This window comes from Pseudomonas sp. MWU16-30317 (assembly GCF_020515695.1).
Classification (GTDB): Bacteria; Pseudomonadota; Gammaproteobacteria; order Pseudomonadales; family Pseudomonadaceae; genus Aquipseudomonas.
The window spans coordinates 58,672-76,360 of sequence record NZ_JAIWJA010000005.1 but is presented as its reverse complement, the minus strand read 5'-3'; the positions used below and the strand labels follow the sequence as shown (position 1 = coordinate 76,360).

Annotated in this window: 13 protein-coding genes; all 13 read right to left on the bottom strand. The window is 61.0% G+C overall.

Features of this window, described 5'->3' with window-relative positions; all coding sequences use genetic code 11:
* Positions 1-159 precede the first annotated feature (159 nt).
* The 13 genes from eno to bamA all read right to left on the bottom strand — a co-directional run bounded on the left by eno (position 160) and on the right by bamA (position 17,669).
* Positions 160-1,449 carry a phosphopyruvate hydratase gene (gene eno / locus LIX93_RS15590; protein WP_226504962.1) on the bottom strand — a complete coding sequence of 430 codons (1,290 nt, stop codon included), beginning with the start codon at positions 1,447-1,449 and terminating at the stop codon, positions 160-162.
* A 236-nt stretch (positions 1,450-1,685) separates the two neighbouring features.
* Positions 1,686-2,531, bottom strand: coding sequence for a 3-deoxy-8-phosphooctulonate synthase (kdsA, locus tag LIX93_RS15585; RefSeq protein ID WP_226504961.1), 846 nt, complete (start codon positions 2,529-2,531; stop codon positions 1,686-1,688).
* Between the two features lie 3 nt (positions 2,532-2,534).
* A complete protein-coding gene (locus LIX93_RS15580) occupies positions 2,535-4,166 on the bottom strand; it encodes a CTP synthase (RefSeq protein ID WP_226504960.1) in 1,632 nt (543 codons plus the stop codon).
* Positions 4,167-4,339: 173 nt separating this feature from the next.
* Positions 4,340-5,647, bottom strand: coding sequence for a tRNA lysidine(34) synthetase TilS (gene tilS, locus LIX93_RS15575; RefSeq protein ID WP_226504959.1), 1,308 nt, complete (start codon positions 5,645-5,647; stop codon positions 4,340-4,342).
* A 115-nt stretch (positions 5,648-5,762) separates the two neighbouring features.
* Positions 5,763-6,710: an acetyl-CoA carboxylase carboxyltransferase subunit alpha gene (locus tag LIX93_RS15570; protein ID WP_226504958.1), complete on the bottom strand. Its 948-nt coding sequence runs from the start codon at positions 6,708-6,710 to the stop codon at positions 5,763-5,765.
* A gap of 157 nt (positions 6,711-6,867) precedes the next feature.
* A complete protein-coding gene (gene dnaE / locus LIX93_RS15565) occupies positions 6,868-10,389 on the bottom strand; it encodes a DNA polymerase III subunit alpha (protein ID WP_226504957.1) in 3,522 nt (1,173 codons plus the stop codon).
* Positions 10,390-10,569: 180 nt separating this feature from the next.
* Positions 10,570-11,193: a ribonuclease HII gene (gene rnhB, locus LIX93_RS15560; RefSeq protein ID WP_226505319.1), complete on the bottom strand. Its 624-nt coding sequence runs from the start codon at positions 11,191-11,193 to the stop codon at positions 10,570-10,572.
* A 16-nt stretch (positions 11,194-11,209) separates the two neighbouring features.
* Positions 11,210-12,373, bottom strand: a complete 1,164-nt coding sequence (gene lpxB / locus LIX93_RS15555) for a lipid-A-disaccharide synthase (protein WP_226504956.1) — start codon at positions 12,371-12,373, stop codon at positions 11,210-11,212.
* Positions 12,373-13,149, bottom strand: coding sequence for an acyl-ACP--UDP-N-acetylglucosamine O-acyltransferase (gene lpxA, locus LIX93_RS15550; RefSeq protein WP_226504955.1), 777 nt, complete (start codon positions 13,147-13,149; stop codon positions 12,373-12,375). The genes lpxB and lpxA overlap by 1 nt, the downstream gene beginning before the upstream one ends.
* Positions 13,146-13,586, bottom strand: a complete 441-nt coding sequence (gene fabZ / locus LIX93_RS15545) for a 3-hydroxyacyl-ACP dehydratase FabZ (RefSeq protein WP_226504954.1) — start codon at positions 13,584-13,586, stop codon at positions 13,146-13,148. Before fabZ ends, lpxA begins: the two co-directional genes overlap by 4 nt.
* A gap of 112 nt (positions 13,587-13,698) precedes the next feature.
* Positions 13,699-14,760, bottom strand: a complete 1,062-nt coding sequence (gene lpxD, locus LIX93_RS15540; RefSeq protein ID WP_226505318.1) for a UDP-3-O-(3-hydroxymyristoyl)glucosamine N-acyltransferase — start codon at positions 14,758-14,760, stop codon at positions 13,699-13,701.
* Complete coding sequence (locus tag LIX93_RS15535; protein ID WP_226504953.1) at positions 14,757-15,272, bottom strand: OmpH family outer membrane protein; 516 nt, start codon at positions 15,270-15,272, stop codon at positions 14,757-14,759. Before LIX93_RS15535 ends, lpxD begins: the two co-directional genes overlap by 4 nt.
* A gap of 45 nt (positions 15,273-15,317) precedes the next feature.
* Entirely contained in the window at positions 15,318-17,669 is a 2,352-nt protein-coding gene (bamA, locus tag LIX93_RS15530) for an outer membrane protein assembly factor BamA (RefSeq protein ID WP_226504952.1), read from the bottom strand.
* Positions 17,670-17,689 lie beyond the last annotated feature (20 nt).

Below are 17,689 nucleotides of genomic sequence, written 5' to 3'. Positions count from 1 at the left end.
CACCGGGCTCAGCACTCTGAAGCATCTGCCAGCAACGACGGCGCAGAATGATCCGCGCCGACGGCTGGCATCTTTTTACCATCTATTGCCCGGCTGTGAAATGCCCCGCCCGAGCAACGGTCATGCATCTTGCTCGACCGCGCTGGCAGATCCCGCTATTCAGCCGCGAAATTCTGCGCGACCGCGGTAGACCGCCTTGTCGCCCAACTGCTCTTCGATGCGCAGCAATTGGTTGTACTTGGAGACGCGGTCGGAACGGCACAACGAGCCCGTCTTGATCTGGCCTGCCGCAGTACCTACAGCCAGGTCAGCGATGGTGGAGTCTTCGGTTTCGCCCGAACGGTGCGAAATGACCGCAGTGTAACCGGCTGCCTTGGCCATCTGGATGGCTTCCAGCGTTTCGGTCAGGGTGCCGATCTGGTTGAACTTGATCAGGATCGAGTTGGCGATCTTCTTGTCGATGCCTTCCTTGAGGATCTTGGTGTTGGTCACGAACAGATCGTCACCCACCAGTTGCACCTTGTCGCCGATCTTGTCGGTGAGGATTTTCCAGCCGGCCCAGTCAGACTCATCCAGGCCGTCTTCGATCGAGATGATTGGATAGCGCTCGGTCAAGCCGGCCAGGTAGGTGGCGAAGCCTTCAGCGTCGAACTTGTGACCTTCACCGGCCAGGTCGTAGGTACCGTTGTCATAGAACTCGCTGGCGGCGCAGTCCAGGGCCAGGGTCACGTCGGTGCCCAGTTTGTAGCCGGCCTTTTCGACGGCTTCGGCGATGGCGCCCAGGGCGTCTTCATTGGAGGCCAGGTTCGGTGCAAAACCACCTTCATCGCCCACTGCAGTGTTCAGGCCACGGCCTTTGAGCACGGCTTTGAGGTGATGGAAAATCTCGGTGCCCATGCGCAGTGCTTCGGAGAAGCTCTTGGCGCCGACCGGCTGAACCATGAACTCCTGGATATCGACGTTGTTGTCGGCATGCTCGCCGCCATTGATGATGTTCATCATCGGCACCGGCATGGAGTACACGCCCGGCGTACCGTTGAGGTTGGCGATGTGCGCGTACAGCGGCAGGTCCTGGTCCTGGGCGGCGGCCTTGGCAGCGGCCAGCGACACGGCGAGGATGGCGTTGGCGCCCAGCGACGCTTTGTTCTCGGTGCCGTCCAGCGCGATCATCACGTGGTCGAGGGCTTTCTGATCAACCGGGTCCTTGCCCAGCAGCGCATCACGGATCGGGCCATTGATGTTGGCGATCGCTTTGCGTACGCCCTTGCCCATGTAACGGCTCTTGTCGCCGTCGCGCAGTTCCAGAGCTTCACGCGAACCAGTCGACGCACCCGACGGCGCACAGGCGCTGCCGATGATGCCGTTGTCGAGCAGCACATCGGCCTCGACGGTAGGGTTGCCACGGGAATCGAGAACTTCACGACCTTTGATGTCGACGATTTTTGCCATTGTTATGAGCACTCCGAAGTTGACTAGGACAGTGGGGAGATTGTGCGGCTGGTTCTGAATAGTCGGCAAGGCGGACGGCCCCTTCGCGGGCAAGCCTTGCTCCCACAGATGTGCGCCTGTGGGAGCAAGGCTTGCCCGCGAAGGCGTACTTCAGGCTGCCGTTACCACCCGGCCATGCGCCGGGATGGACGCACGACCAGTAAACAAATCGAGCGATACTCTACCCGAAATTACCGTTACGCGGTTTCGATCGGGTCGAAACTCTTGATCAGGTGATCCAGAGCCTGCAGCTGAGACAGGAACGGCTCCAGCTTGTTCAGGCGCAAGGCGCACGGGCCGTCACATTTGGCGTTGTCAGGGTCAGGGTGGGCTTCAAGGAACAAGCCCGCCAGGCCCTGACTCAGACCTGCCTTGGCCAGATCGGTCACCTGAGCACGACGACCACCGGCCGAATCCAGGCGTGCGCCCGGCATTTGCAAGGCGTGGGTCACGTCGAAGATCAGCGGATACTCGAACTGCTTCATGATGCCGAAGCCCAGCGGGTCGACCACCAGGTTGTTGTAGCCGAAGCTGGTGCCACGCTCACACAGGATCAACTGGTCGTTGCCCGCTTCTTCGAACTTGGCCAGGATGTGTTTCATCTCCTGGGGCGCGAGGAACTGGGCCTTCTTGATGTTGATCACGGCGTTGGTCTTGGCCATCGCCACGACCAGATCGGTCTGGCGCGACAGAAAGGCCGGCAGCTGGATGATGTCGCAGACTTCAGCGACCACGGCCGCTTGCGCGGGCTCGTGGACGTCGGTGATCACCGGTACGTTGAAGGTGCGCTTGATCTCTTCGAAGATGCGCATGCCTTCTTCCAGGCCCGGACCACGATAGGACGCTACCGAAGACCGGTTGGCCTTGTCGAAGCTGGCCTTGAACACGTAAGGGATGCCCAGCTTTTCAGTAACGCGCACGTACTCTTCGCAGATCTGCATTGCCAGGTCGCGGGACTCCAGCACGTTCATGCCACCGAACAGCACCATCGGCTTGTCGTTGGCGACCTCGATGGCGCCGACGCGGATGATCTTTTGTGCCATGACTCAAGCCTTCTTCTGGTGTTGAGTGAGTGCCGCCTTGACGAAGCCACTGAACAGCGGGTGGCCGTCACGGGGAGTCGAGGTGAATTCGGGGTGGAACTGGCATGCCACGAACCATGGGTGATCCTGACCTTCGACCACTTCCACCAGCGCGCCGTCGCCAGAACGACCGGAGACGATCAAGCCGCCCTCGATCAATTGCGGCAGCAGGTTGTTGTTCACTTCATAGCGGTGACGATGACGTTCGACGATCACATCCTTGGCATAGCAGTCGTGCACCTTGGAACCGGCTACCAGTTGGCAGTCCTGCGCGCCGAGGCGCATGGTGCCGCCCAGATCGGAGGTTTCGGTACGGGTTTCGACTGCACCGGTGGCGTCTTCCCACTCGGTGATCAGGCCCACGACCGGGTGGCCGCTGGCGCGATCGAACTCGGTGGAGTTGGCGTCTTTCCAGCCCAGCACGTTACGCGCGAACTCGATGACCGCCACTTGCATGCCCAGGCAAATACCCAGGTAAGGCACCTTGTTTTCACGGGCGAACTGCACGGCAGTGATCTTGCCTTCGACGCCACGCAGGCCGAAACCGCCCGGCACCAGGATCGCATCGGCGCCTTCGAGCAGGCCGGTGCCCTGGTTTTCGATGTCTTCGGAGTCGATATAGCGCAGGTTGACCTTGGTACGGTTGGCGATGCCGGCGTGACTCATCGCTTCGATCAGCGATTTGTAGGCGTCCAGCAGTTCCATGTACTTGCCGACCATGGCGATGGTGACTTCGTGCTCTGGATTGAGCTTGGCGTCGACGACCTTTTCCCACTCGGACAGGTCGGCGCTGCCGCATTGCAGGCCGAAACGCTCGACGACGAAATCATCCAGGCCCTGGGAATGCAGGATGCCCGGGATCTTGTAGATGGTGTCGGCGTCTTCCAGCGCGATGACCGCACGCTCTTCGACGTTGGTGAACTGTGCGATCTTGCGGCGCGAGGACACGTCGATCGCGTGATCGGAACGGCACACCAGCACGTCGGGTTGCAGGCCGATGGAGCGCAGTTCCTTGACCGAATGCTGGGTCGGCTTGGTCTTGGTTTCGCCCGCGGTGGCAATGTACGGAACCAGCGTCAGGTGCATCAGCATCGCGCGCTTGGCGCCGACTTCGAAACGCAGCTGGCGGATCGCCTCGAGGAACGGTTGCGACTCGATGTCACCCACGGTGCCGCCGATTTCGACCAGCGCCACGTCGGCATCACCCGCGCCCTTGATGACTCGGCGCTTGATTTCGTCAGTGATGTGCGGGATGACCTGAATGGTCGCGCCCAGATAATCACCACGGCGCTCCTTGCGCAGAACGTGCTCGTAGACACGGCCCGTGGTGAAGTTGTTGTTCTGGGTCATGGTCGTACGGATGAACCGCTCGTAGTGGCCCAGGTCGAGGTCGGTCTCGGCACCGTCGTGGGTGACGAACACTTCACCGTGCTGGAAAGGGCTCATGGTCCCTGGATCGACGTTGATGTACGGATCCAGCTTGAGCATGGTGACCTTAAGCCCCCGCGCCTCCAGGATGGCCGCCAATGATGCCGAAGCAATGCCTTTCCCCAATGAAGAAACAACACCGCCCGTGACGAAGATGTAGCGCGTCATGAAAAACCCTAGAAGTCTGCGTTAAAGCGGTCAGAGCCGCCGGGGAAAGCGAAGGAAGGCCGAAGCCCCCGATGGCCAAAAATCATTTGGACATCGGCAACCCCTGCGATTACTGGAATCCACAGAAGTTGTATCAAGAAGGGAGCGTAGTCTACCGGAAAGCGCCTTTCATCTCAAACGTTGCGCGCGAGTGATGCGTCGTTGTTCGGGGGTGACCATTTCAGCATGGCGCTTTCACGATTGAGGCGCCCTTGATTGGCCACCGCGTAAAGCTCGCCATCGAGATACAGCAACGGCAGGCGCGCGCGGGCGAATGCGGGGACGCCGATTTCGTTGAGCAGACGCTTGAGGTCGCGATGGCCGCGGCCTTGCAGGTTCATGGTCTCGCCGCCTTGGCGATAACGAACCTCGAGATGGCCCGGCGCAATGTCGCCCGTCCAGCGCAGCTCGCCATTGCCGGGCAGGAGCAAAGGCTGGCTGGGGTCGAGCCAGGGGCCGACGGGCAGCGGCGGCTGCAACCAGTAGCCGGACAGCCACCAGATACGCTTCTGGCTGGCGTGCAGCTCGCCATCGGCCAGTCGCCAGATCGGCGTGGCGGCCGGGGTGGCGTCGCGCAGGTCATGCCATCCCGCCCAATGTGTGGCGTCTGGCAGGCGCGTCAACGGCGCCAGCCAGGTCTGCAGCGCATTGCGCTGACGGGCGGCGGAGAGCCGGCGCAGGGGCGGCAACGACAAAGTAGGCACGCCGAGCCACGGGTAACTGTTGCCCATCAGCGCATCTTCGAGGTCTTCGTGCCCCAATTCTTCCAGCAGTTGCAGGGCCTCGTTCACATGGGCCGCAGCCCTGGCCATGTTCTGCGAGGCCTGGGGCCAGCGAGTCACCAGCGCGGGGAATATCTTCAACCGCAAAAAATTGCGCGACGGACGGTCATCGGCATTGCTAGGGTCTTCGACCCACGGGACCTGCCGCTCGGTTGCCCAGCCATGCAGGCGCGCCCGGGGAACATCGATCAGGGGTCGTACCAGCAGCCCGGCGCCCAGCACCCGCTTGCGCGGCATCGCGGCCAATCCGCGCACCCCGGCGCCGCGCAATAGCCGGAACAACAGGGTTTCGGCCTGATCGTCGCGATGCTGGGCGGTCAGGAGCACCTCTCCGGCCTGCAGACACTCGATAAATGCCTGATAGCGAGCGTCCCGCGCGGCCTGCTCGAGGCTGGCGCCGGGCTGGACTTCAACGCGGATCACCTGCAAGGGTATGCCAAGCTGCGCGCAGACTGCCTCGCAGTGTGCGGGCCAATCATCGGCAGCAGCTTGCAGGCCGTGATGGACATGGATAGCGCTGAGTGGTGGCAACGCGTGCAGGCGGGCGAGTTCGGCGAGTTGATGCAGCAGGACGGTAGAGTCGAGACCGCCGGAGAAGGCGATGTGCCAGGCGGGGGCATTGCGGTAGGGAGTGAGTTGCTGCAGCAGCTGATCGAGCATGATCGGGCCCTGCGGACTGGATTGAAGGTATGGGATGTTGCTGCCGGCGTCTTCGCGGGCAAGCCTTGCTCCCACAGGTGCAAGGCTTGAGACCGCTATCGCCAGCGTAGACTTATTACAGACCGTAGCTCATCAGACGCTCATAACGGCGCGCCAACAGCGTGTCGTTGTCAAAGCCCTTGAGCATGTCCAGCTGCGCAGTCAGCTCGGCGCGGATGTTGGCCGCTGCCTTGGCCGGATCGCGATGAGCGCCGCCCAACGGCTCGTTGATGACCTTGTCGACGATGCCCAGGCCCTTCAAGCGCTCGGCCGTGATGCCCATGGCCTCGGCAGCGTCCGGCGCCTTTTCGGCGGTCTTCCACAGGATCGAGGCACAGCCTTCCGGCGAAATCACCGCGTAGGTGGAGTACTGCAGCATGTTCAGCTGATCGCAGACACCAATGGCCAACGCACCGCCCGAACCGCCTTCACCGATAACGGTAGCGATGATCGGGGTTTTCAATCGTGCCATGACGCGCAGGTTCCAGGCGATCGCTTCGCTCTGGTTGCGTTCTTCGGCGTCGATGCCCGGATAAGCGCCGGGGGTGTCGATGAACGTCAGGATCGGCATCTTGAAGCGCTCGGCCATTTCCATCAGACGGCAGGCCTTGCGGTAGCCTTCAGGGCGCGGCATGCCGAAGTTGCGACGCACCTTCTCGCGTACTTCACGGCCTTTTTGATGACCAATGATCATCACCGGCTGCTCGTCCAGGCGGGCGATGCCACCGACGATAGCGGCGTCATCGGAAAAGTGCCGATCGCCGTGCAGTTCGTCGAACTCGGTGAAGATGTGCTGGATGTAGTCCAGGGTGTACGGGCGGCGTGGATGACGCGCCAGGCGGGCAATCTGCCAGCTGGTCAGATTGCCGAAAATGCTCTCGGTCAACGTGCTGCTCTTGTCCTGCAGACGCGAGATCTCATCGCCGATATTCAGAGAGTTATCGTTACCGACCAGGCGCAATTCTTCGATCTTGGCCTGCAGGTCGGCAATCGGCTGTTCGAAATCAAGAAAATTCGGGTTCATAGTCTTCCGTCTTGGGTCGACGGCCAGGCGGCCGGCCGGTTGATCCGTTTGGCGCCATACCTTACGGAATTGGCGCATTCAGGTCGAGTTTAAAAATCAGGTCGAGCCATGCCTCGCTGGCGGCGCGCGTTTCGAAACGCCACCGGCGGGCTCTGAATCAACGGTATTGCAAAAAGACGTTCTCACGCCCGAACTGGTCACGCAGTGCTTGAATCAAGCTGTCGGCCGGGTCGATTCGCCAGGCTTCGCCGAACTGCAGCATGGCCTTGGCATCCTGGCCGGTGTAGTCCATGGTCACCGGGCAGGCGCCGCGATGGCGCCTGAGCAACTCGCCCAGCCAGCTCATCCGATCGCCCTTGAGTGCCTCGACGTTGACCTTCAACCGCAGACTCTCGGCCAGCTGCGTGCGGGCATCTTCCATGGTCATCACGCGCTTGACCCGCAAGCGCAGGCCGCCGGAGAAGTCATCGTTGCTGACCTCGCCTTCGACCACCACCACTGCGTCGGTCTGCAGCAGATTCTGCGCGGTGATATAGGCATCGGCGAACAGCGACGCCTCGATCCGCGCCGAGCGATCGTCGAGGGTGATGAAGCCCATCTTGTCGCCCTTCTTGTTCTTCATCACCCGCAGCGCGATGACCATGCCCGCCACCGTCTGGCTTTCGCGAGAAGGCTTGAGGTCGATGATGCGCTGGCGAGCGAAACGGCGGATCTCGCCTTCGTATTCGTCGATCGGGTGACCGGTGAGGTACAACCCCAGGGTGTCCTTCTCCCCCTTCAGGCGTTCCTTGAGCGTTAGCGGGCGCGCCTTGCGATGGGGGGCATAGACATCGGCATCCGCCTCGACGAACAAGCCACCGAACAGGTCGATATGGCCACTGTCCAGCGTGCGCGCCGTCTGTTCGGCCGCCTTGATGGCTTCTTCCAACGAGGCCAGCAACACCGCGCGGTTCTGATCGATAGTGGCCTGGTAGGCCTTGGGCTCGTCATGAAAGAACGGCCCCAGACGATCCAGCGCACCGCTGCGAATCAGGCCATCGAGGGTACGCTTGTTGATGCGCTTGAGGTCGACCCGCTCACAGAAGTCGAACAGGTCCTTGAACGGCCCGCTCTGACGGGATTCGACGATGGCCTCCACCGGCCCCTCCCCCACGCCCTTGATGGCGCCCAGACCATAGACGATGCGGCCGTCGTCGTTCACCGTGAACTTGAACTCCGAGGTGTTCACGTCCGGTGCGTCGAGGCGCAGCTTCATGGTGCGCACTTCTTCGATCAAGGTCACGACCTTGTCGGTGTTGTGCATGTCCGCCGACAACACCGCTGCCATGAAAGGCGCCGGGTAGTGGGTTTTCAGCCAGGCGGTCTGATAGGAGACCAGGCCATAGGCTGCGGAGTGAGACTTGTTGAAACCGTAACCGGCGAATTTTTCTACCAGGTCGAAGATGTTACCTGCCAGATCCGGATCGATATTGTTGTTCGCACAGCCCTCGATGAAGCCACCGCGCTGCTTGGCCATTTCCTCGGGTTTCTTTTTACCCATGGCGCGGCGCAGCATGTCAGCGCCACCGAGGGTGTAACCGGCCATGACCTGGGCGATCTGCATCACCTGTTCCTGATACAGGATGATGCCGTAGGTCGGCGCCAGCACGGGCTTAAGACCCTCGTACTGGTAATCGGAGTGCGGGTACGCCAGCTCGGCACGGCCGTGCTTGCGGTTGATGAAGTCGTCCACCATGCCCGATTGCAGCGGGCCCGGGCGGAACAGCGCAACCAGTGCGATAAGGTCTTCGAGGCAGTCGGGCTTGAGCTTCTTGATCAGCTCCTTCATGCCCCGCGACTCGAGCTGGAACACCGCAGTGGTTTCGGCCTTCTGGAGCAGCGTGTAGGTCGGCTTGTCATCAAGCGGAATGAAGGCGATGTCCAGCGGCGGCTCGTCGACCTTGGCCCGTTCGCGGTTGATGGTTTTGAGCGCCCAGTCGATGATGGTAAGCGTGCGCAGGCCAAGGAAGTCGAACTTCACCAGGCCGGCCGCCTCGACGTCGTCTTTGTCGAACTGGGTTACCAGGCCGCTGCCTTCTTCGTCGCAGTAGATCGGCGAGAAGTCGGTGAGCTTGGTGGGGGCGATGACCACGCCGCCGGCGTGTTTGCCGACGTTACGCACGATACCCTCGAGCTTGAGGGCCATGGACCAGATTTCGCCGGCCTCTTCGTCGGTCTTGAGGAAGTCACGCAGGATTTCTTCCTGCTCGTAGGCCTTCTCCAGAGTCATGCCCACTTCGAACGGGATCATCTTCGACAGGCGATCGGCCAGGCCGTAGGACTTGCCCTGCACCCGCGCCACGTCACGCACCACCGCCTTGGCCGCCATGGAGCCGAAGGTGATGATCTGACTGACCGCGTTGCGCCCGTATTTATCGGCCACATACTCGATGACTCGGTCACGACCGTCCATGCAGAAGTCGACGTCGAAGTCGGGCATGGAGACCCGTTCCGGGTTGAGGAACCGTTCGAACAGCAGGTCGTATTCCAGCGGGTCGAGGTCGGTGATCTTCTGCACATAGGCGACCAGCGAGCCAGCACCCGACCCACGCCCAGGCCCGACCGGCACGCCGTTGCTCTTGGCCCACTGGATGAAGTCCATGACGATCAGGAAGTAACCGGGGAAGCCCATCTGAATGATGATGTCCAGTTCGAAATTCAAGCGATCGACATAGACCTGGCGCTTGGCGTCGTAATCCTCGGTGGTGTCCTTGGGCAGCAGAACCGCCAGGCGCTCTTCCAGGCCGTCGAACGAGACCTTGCGGAAATACTCGTCGATGGTCATGCCATCGGGGATTGGATAATCCGGCAGGAAGTGCTTGCCCAGCTTGACGTCGATGTTGCAGCGTTTGGCGATCTCGACGGTATTCTCGAGCGCCTCGGGCAAGTCGCTGAACAACTCGGCCATTTCTGCCGGGCTCTTGAGGTACTGCTGATCGCTGTAATTCTTCGAGCGGCGCGGGTCGTCCAGCGCCCGGCCTTCGCCGATGCAAACGCGCGTTTCGTGGGCTTCGTAGTCTTCCTGCTTGATGAAGCGCACGTCGTTGGTGGCTACCAGCGGCGCGCCCAGGCGATCGGCCAGGGCGACGGCGGCGTGCAGGTATTCTTCGTCGTTGGTGCGGTTGGTGCGCTGGACCTCGACATAGAAGCGATCCGGGAACACCGCCATCCACTCGCGCAGCAGGTGCTCGGCATCGCCAGGGTTACCGCCTAGCAGGGCCAGGCCGATTTCACCTTCGCGGGCCGCGGACAGGGCGATCACCCCTTCGCTGGCTTCGGCGACCCACTCGCGCTCGATGATCACCTGACCATTGCGCTGGCCGTCGATGAAACCGCGGGAAATCAGTTCGGTGATATTGCGGTAGCCCTTGGCGTTCATCGCCAACAGGCTGATGCGGCTCAAGGCCGCATCGGCGTCACGTCCGGCCATCCACAGGTCGGCACCGCAGATCGGCTTGATGCCGGCGCCCATGGCGTTTTTGTAGAACTTGACCAGCGAGCACATGTTGTTCTGGTCGGTGACCGCCACGGCGGGCATGTTCATCCCGGCCAGGGCTTTGACCAGCGGCTTGATCCGCACCAGGCCATCGACCAGCGAGTATTCGGTGTGCAGGCGTAGATGTACGAAGGAAACCGACATGTTGATCCTATATGAAGCCGAATCAGCCCCTGTGGGAACCGGCCGTGCCCGCGAATGACCTCAGCCATGAGCTGCCAGGCCGGCCGTAGAGCTTGGCGGGCAGAGCCCGCTCCCACAGGGTAGAGATGTTTGGAGGGGAGATTGTACCGGGGTCCGGCACAAACATCAGCAGAGCGTATGTTACGCCAGATCTGTATCCAGATAAGGGCGTGCTTCCAAGGCCGCGCGCACCGGGGCGAAGGAGCGCCGATGAATCGGCGTCGGGCCCAGCCGCGCCAGCGCTTCAAGGTGCACGGGCGTCGGATAGCCCTTGTGCCCACCGATGCCGTACCCGGGGTAGATCAGCTCGAAAGCGCTCATTTCACGATCACGGCTGACTTTCGCCAGGATCGACGCCGCAGCAATCGCTGGCACCTTGGAATCGCCCTTGATCACCGGCGCCGAAGGCACGTTCAACTGCGGGCAACGATTGCCATCGATCAGCGCCAGCCGCGGCGTCACGCTCAGCCCCTCGACGGCGCGCTGCATCGCCAGCATGGTGGCATGGAGGATGTTCAGACGGTCGATCTCGTCGACTTCGGCCCGCGCAATACACCAGGCCACGGCCTTTTCGCAGATTTCTTCGTAGAGCAGCTCGCGACGCGCTTCAGTGAGTTTCTTGGAATCGTTAAGGCCCAGGATCGGCCGGCGCGGATCGAGAATCACCGCTGCCGTGACCACCGCGCCACACAAGGGACCGCGACCGACTTCATCGACCCCGGCGACCAGCTCTTCGACCAGGTCGTAATCCAGGCCTATCTGCAATTGCCTGCTCATGCTTTCAGACACTCCTTGGTAACGACGCTCGCGCCGGGTCGAGCAAGGCCAGCACCGCCTCGGCGGCCTGGTTCGAGGCATCCAGGCGCAAGGTGCGGTGGATGGCATCGAAGCCTTGGGTCTGTTCGGTGCCGCCATCGATCAACGGCAGCAAGGTATCGGCCAGCGCCTCGGCGGTGGCGGCGTCCTGCAACAACTCCGGCACCAACAGGCGCTGGGCCAGCAGGTTGGGCAGCGACACGTAAGGGCTCTTGACCATGCGTTTGAGGATCCAGAACGTCACCGTCGACAGCCGGTAGGCCACCACCATCGGTCGCTTGTACAGCAAGGCCTCCAGGGTCGCGGTGCCGGAAGCGATCAGTACCGCGTCGCAGGCGGCCAGAGCGGTATGGGACTGACCATCGAGCAGTGTCACCGGCAACTGTCGCCCGTCCAGCATCGCCTCGAGCTGCGCGCGCCGTGGCGGGCTCGCGCACGGAATCACAAAACGCAGATCAGGCCGCTGGCTCAGCAGACGTTGGGCGGCATCGAGGAACAACTCGCCCAGACGCCCCACCTCACCACCACGGCTGCCGGGCATCAACGCCACCACCGGCACATCCGCAGCCAACCCCAGTTGCGCACGCGCAGCCTGGCGGTCGACTTCCAGCGGCACGGTGTCGGCCAGCGGATGGCCGACGAACTTCACTGGCACGCCCTGCTCTTCGTAGAATCTTGCCTCGAAGGGCAGCAACGTCAGCATCAAGTCGCAACCTTCACGAATCTTGAGCACGCGTTTTTGCCGCCAGGCCCAGACCGACGGGCTCACATAGTGAACGGTCTTGATCCCGGCCTGACGGAGTTTGAGTTCGATGTTGAGGGTAAAATCAGGCGCATCAATGCCGATGAACACATCCGGGCGCTGCTCGATCAGGGCAGCGATCAGCTCTTTGCGGCGGCGCAGCAGTTCGCGCAAACGCCCCAGGACTTCGACCAGGCCCATGACCGACAGGCGCTCCATGGGGAAAGACGATTGCATACCCTCGGCTTCCATCAGCGGACCACCCACGCCAATGAAGCGAATGCCGGGATGGCGCGCCGTGAGCGCGCGCATCAGACCAGCACCGAGAATATCGCCGCTGGCCTCTCCGGCCACCAACGCTACGGTCAATACCTGTGGGAGTGACATCAGCGGGTAATGCCCCGCGAAGAGCCTTCGATGGACTTCAGGAACAAGGCGACTTCAGGGTGCTCGGCGGCAGGCTCGGCCAGTTCGGCGATCGCCTTGTCGACGGTCAGGCCCTGGCGATAGACCACCTTGTACGCGCGGCGCAGCGCCTGGATCGCTTCGTTGCTGAAACCGCGACGGCGCATGCCTTCGAAATTCATGCTGCGCGCCTCGGCCGGGTTGCCGAACACCGTGACGAATGCCGGAACATCCTTGCCGATGGCGGTGCCCATGCCGGAAAAACTGTGCGCGCCGATATGGCAGAACTGATGCACCAGAGTGAATCCGGAGAGGATCGCCCAGTCATCGACGTGCACGTGGCCGGCCAGCGCGGTGTTATTGACCAGAATGCAGTGGTTGCCGATCACGCTGTCGTGGCCGATATGGGCATAGGCCATGACGAGGTTATGGTCGCCCAGCGTGGTTTCGTGACGATCCTGCACGGTGCCCCGGTGGATGGTCACACCTTCGCGAATCACGTTGTGGTCGCCGATGACCAGGCGCGTTTCTTCACCCTTGTACTTGAGATCCGGGGTGTCTTCGCCTACCGAGGAAAACTGGTAGATGCGGTTATGCTTGCCGATGCGGGTCGGCCCCTTGAGTATCACGTGAGGGCCGATGATGGTCCCCTCGCCGATTTCCACACCTGCACCGACGATCGACCATGGACCGACCTCGACACCGTCCGCCAATCTGGCAGATGGGTCGATGATGGCACGAGGGTCAATCAAACTCATAGTTTACGTTCCGCGCAGATGATTTCAGCGGAGCACACCGGCTTGCCATCCACGGAAGCCGAGCATTCGAACTTCCAGATCTGACGCTTGCAGCTGAGGAACTTGGCTTCCAGGATCAACTGGTCACCCGGCAGCACCGGTTGGCGAAAGCGCAGCTTGTCGGAGCCGACGAAGTAATACAAGGTGCCGTCCGCAGGTTTGACGTCGAGCATCTTGAAACCCAGGATGCCAGCCGCCTGCGCCATCGCCTCGATGATCAGCACGCCTGGCATGATCGGGTGCGCGGGGAAGTGACCGTTGAAGAATGGCTCGTTGATGCTGACATTCTTGTAGGCACGAATACGCTGCGCCTCGGTATCAAGCTCTACCACGCGATCCACCAACAGGAAAGGATAGCGGTGCGGCAGGTATTCGCGAATCTCGTTGATGTCCATCATTTCGGGGGGAAGCCTGTATAAAAGATAGGGAGCGCGCGGCGCGTGCGCAGCACTCCTCTTGCAAATCAAGGAGGCATTCTAACGGCAGTGCACACTTGATATGGAAATGGTATCAGCCTTCTGATGATCCTTTGTCGGCCTGGGTCACGGCCTGGACCTGCTTTTCTACCTGCTGCAGGCGGCGATACATGTCATCGAGCTGGCGAATACGCGCAGCACTCTTGCGCCATTCGGCGGCGGGTTGCATGGCCGTACCTGACGAATAGGACCCAGGCTCGGTGATCGAGCGAGTCACCATGGTCATGCCAGTCACGAAAACGTTGTCGCAGATTTCGATATGGCCTACCAGTCCCACACCACCGGCCAGCATGCAGTGCTTGCCGATCTTGGCGCTGCCGGAAATCCCGACACAGGCGGCCATCGCGGTGTGGTCACCGATCTGGACGTTGTGGGCAATCATGATCTGGTTGTCGAGCTTGACGCCATTGCCGAGCACGGTAGGCCCCAGCGCACCGCGATCGATGGCGGTATTGACGCCGATCTCGCAATCATCGCCGACGATAACGCCACCAATCTGGGCGATCTTCTGCCACACGCCTTTCTCGTTGGCAAAGCCGAAGCCCTCGCCACCGAGCACTGCACCCGACTGGATCACCACGCGTTGACCGATGCGTACATCGTGGTACAAGGTCACCCGCGGCGCCAGCCAACCGCCAGCGCCAATCACACTGCGCGCACCGATGAAGCATTGGGCACCAATGGTCACGCCAGCGCCGATGATCGCGCCGCTTTCGATAACGGCACCAGGCCCAACGCTGGCGGTGGCGTCGACGATCGCATCGTCGGACACTACGGCCGTCGGATGCACACCGGGCACTGCCTTGGGCTTGGGATCGAACAGATGCGAGATACGCGCGTAGGCCAGATAAGGATCCGGCACCAGCAGGGCATCTCCGGCATAGGCTTCAGCATCCGCCGCCTTGAGCAGTACGGCGCCCGCCTGGGTATCGGCCAGGTACTTGCGGTACTGGGGATTTGCCAGGAAGCTCAACTGAGCTGGGCCGGCCTCCTGAAGAGTGGCCAGCCCAGTGATTTTTCTATCCGCGGTACCACGTAACGTGGCACCCAGGATCTCGGCCAACTCGCCGAGCGTGACGTTGGCGGTCATGATCAGCGCGACTGATTCATGCGCTCGATCACCTGGCGAGTGATGTCGTATTGCGGTTTGACATCGATCACAGCGCCACGCTCGAGAACCAGGTCGAAGGCACCTTGCTTGATGACCGCTTCCACGGCGCCATCCAGCTTGGGCTTGAGTTGTTGCAGCATGTCGCGGTCAGCGGCAGCCTTGGCTTCGTTGAGCTCCTTGGACTGGAACTGGAAGTCCCGGGCCTTTTGCTTGAAGTCCAGCTCCAGCTTGTCGCGATCAGCCTGGGCCATCTTGTCGCCACCGCTCACCAGTTTGTCCTGGATGCCTTTGGCGCTGCTTTCCAGAGCCTTGAGCTTGGTCAGTTGCGGGCCGAATTTTTTCTCGGCATCCACGGCGTATTTCTTGGCAGCGTCCGATTCCAGCAGCGCCATCTGATAGTTCAGAACGGCGATCTTCATGTCGGCAAATGCCGGAGTGGCCCCCAGAGAAGCAGCCAGAGTGGCGGCCAGTACTACTAGTTGAGTCAACTTACGCACAATGAACTCCTGCAGAATTCGGGTTGTTGCCCCGTGGAGCAGACCTTAGAAGGTCTGGCCCAGGGAGAATTGGAAAATCTGGGTTTCGGCATTGGTCGGTTTCTTGACCGGCATCGCCAGCGCGAAGCTCAACGGCCCCAGCGCGGTGACCCAGGTCACGCCCACACCGGTCGAAACGGCGATGTTGGAGAAGTCCACACCCGAGCAATCCTTGGAGTTGGCATCGCAGTTGGTGTTGAACACGTTACCGGCATCGACGAACACCGAGGTACGCAGCGAGCGCTGGTCCTTGACGAATGGCAGCGGGAACAGAATCTCGGCGCCGCCGGTGATCTGGACGTTACCCCCGAAGGCGAGCGGGTCTTGGTCCGGATCCGCCGTAGTGCCGGGGCGAGTCCCATTACTAGGCGTACTACGAGGGCCAAGAGTGCTGTCCTTGAAACCACGAACCGAGTTGAAACCACCGGCATAGTAGTTCTCGTAGAACGGCAGACCGCTGGTCGAACCATAACCACCGCCATACCCCAGTTCGCTGTGGAAGCGTGCGGTGTAGTTATCGGTGATCGGCGCGAACAACTGGCCACGGTAGTCGATCTTGTAGAACGACAGGTCGCTACCCGGAATGGTCACTTCACCGGTCAGGCTTTGCGACGCACCACGAGTCGGCAAGGTGCCTTTGTTCAGGGTCGAGGACGACCAGCCAACCGAAGCCTTGTAGTTCAGGAAGCTGTCGCCTTCCTTGTCGATGAAGTCGAAGATCTGGTCAACGGTATAGGTACCGGTCTTGATCTTGTCCTGCTGAGCCGTCAGGCCGAAGTTCAACCGCGAGGTTTCACTGATCGGGTAACCGAAGCTCACACCGCCGCCCAGGCTGTCGACCGAGTAGCTGGCGATATCGACATCGAGGTCTTTGTAGTTGGTGGTGCGGTAGAACACGTTGTAACCCAGGCTCACGCCATCCGGAGTGAAGTACGGATTGACGTAGCTGAAGTTGTAACGGCTCTGGTATTCACTGCGAGTCAGGCCGATGGAAACTTTGTTACCCGTACCCAGGAAGTTGTTCTGGCTGATCGAACCACCCAGGATCAGACCGGCGCTCTGGGCAAAACCGACGCTGGCGGTGATCGAACCGGAGGCTTGTTCTTCCACGTCATAGTTGACGTCGACCTGGTCGTCGGTGCCCGGCACCGGCGGCGTCTCGACCTTCACTTCCTTGAAGAAGCCCAAACGCTCGAGGCGCGTCTTCGACTGGTCGATCAGGTAGGTCGAAGCCCAGCCACCTTCCATCTGCCGCATCTCGCGACGCAGCACCTGGTCATCGGACTTGGTGTTGCCACGATAGTTGATGCGGTTGACGTAGGCACGCTTGCCAGGATCCACGGCAAAAGTGATATCGACGGTCTTGGTATCGGCATGTGGCACCGGCACGCCGTTGACGTTGGCGAAGGTATAGCCATCGTTACCCAGGCGGCGCGTGATCAACTCGGAGGTGTTGGTCATGACCTTGCGCGAGAACACCTGGCCTTTCTTGACCAGCAACAGTGCCTGGACCTGGTCTTCAGGTACTTTCAGGTCGCCATTGAGCTTGACGTCGCCGACGGTGTACTTCTCGCCTTCGGTGACGTTGACCGTGATGTAGACGTGCTTCTTGTCCGGCGTGATCGAGACCTGGGTCGAGGCGATATCCATGTTGATATAGCCGCGATCCAGGTAGTACGAGCGCAGGCGCTCGAGGTCACCGGACAGCTTTTCGCGAGCGTACTTGTCGTCGTTCTTGAAGAACGACAGCCAGTTGGTAGTCTTCAGTTCGAACAGGTCGGTCAGGTCTTCTTCGGAGAAGACCGTGTTGCCCACCACGTTGATATGCTGAATGGCGGCTACGGCACCTTCGTTGATCTTGATTTTCAGACCCACACGGTTACGCGGCTCCGGCACGACCTCGGTATCGACCGTAGCCGAATAGCGGCCCTGCGCGACGTATTGGCGCTGCAGTTCGTTACGCACACCCTCAAGGGTGGCGCGCTGGAAGATCTCACCCTCGGCAAGGCCGGACTGCTTGAGACCTTTCATCAGGTCTTCAGTCGAGATGGCCTTGTTGCCGTCGATGTCGATACTCGCGACCGATGGCCGCTCGACGACATTGATGACCAGGACGTTACCGTCGCGCCCCAGTTGGATGTCCTGGAAGAATCCAGTTTTGAACAATGCACGAGTGGATTCCACAAGACGCCGATCATCCGCAGTCTCGCCCACGTTCAGGGGCAAGGCGCCAAACACGCTACCGGCGGATACCCGCTGGAGGCCGTTGACACGGATATCGGAGATGGTGAAGGACTCAGCGTGAACTTCGGCGATCATCAATACGGACAGAACCGCAGTTAGCAGCAGACGTTTCATGAAGTCCTTTCTTATTCCAA

Bases quoted from the DNA above. Each gene is read 5' to 3' on its own strand.
- eno (WP_226504962.1), bottom strand. From the start codon at position 1,449: ATGGCAAAAATCGTCGACATCAAAGGTCGTGAAGTTCTCGATTCCCGT.
- kdsA (WP_226504961.1), bottom strand. From the start codon at position 2,531: ATGGCACAAAAGATCATCCGCGTCGGCGCCATCGAGGTCGCCAACGAC.
- LIX93_RS15580 (WP_226504960.1), bottom strand. From the start codon at position 4,166: ATGACGCGCTACATCTTCGTCACGGGCGGTGTTGTTTCTTCATTGGGG.
- tilS (WP_226504959.1), bottom strand. From the start codon at position 5,647: ATGCTCGATCAGCTGCTGCAGCAACTCACTCCCTACCGCAATGCCCCC.
- LIX93_RS15570 (WP_226504958.1), bottom strand. From the start codon at position 6,710: ATGAACCCGAATTTTCTTGATTTCGAACAGCCGATTGCCGACCTGCAG.
- dnaE (WP_226504957.1), bottom strand. From the start codon at position 10,389: ATGTCGGTTTCCTTCGTACATCTACGCCTGCACACCGAATACTCGCTG.
- lpxB (WP_226504956.1), bottom strand. From the start codon at position 12,373: ATGTCACTCCCACAGGTATTGACCGTAGCGTTGGTGGCCGGAGAGGCC.
- lpxA (WP_226504955.1), bottom strand. From the start codon at position 13,149: ATGAGTTTGATTGACCCTCGTGCCATCATCGACCCATCTGCCAGATTG.
- fabZ (WP_226504954.1), bottom strand. From the start codon at position 13,586: ATGATGGACATCAACGAGATTCGCGAATACCTGCCGCACCGCTATCCT.
- bamA (WP_226504952.1), bottom strand. From the start codon at position 17,669: ATGAAACGTCTGCTGCTAACTGCGGTTCTGTCCGTATTGATGATCGCC.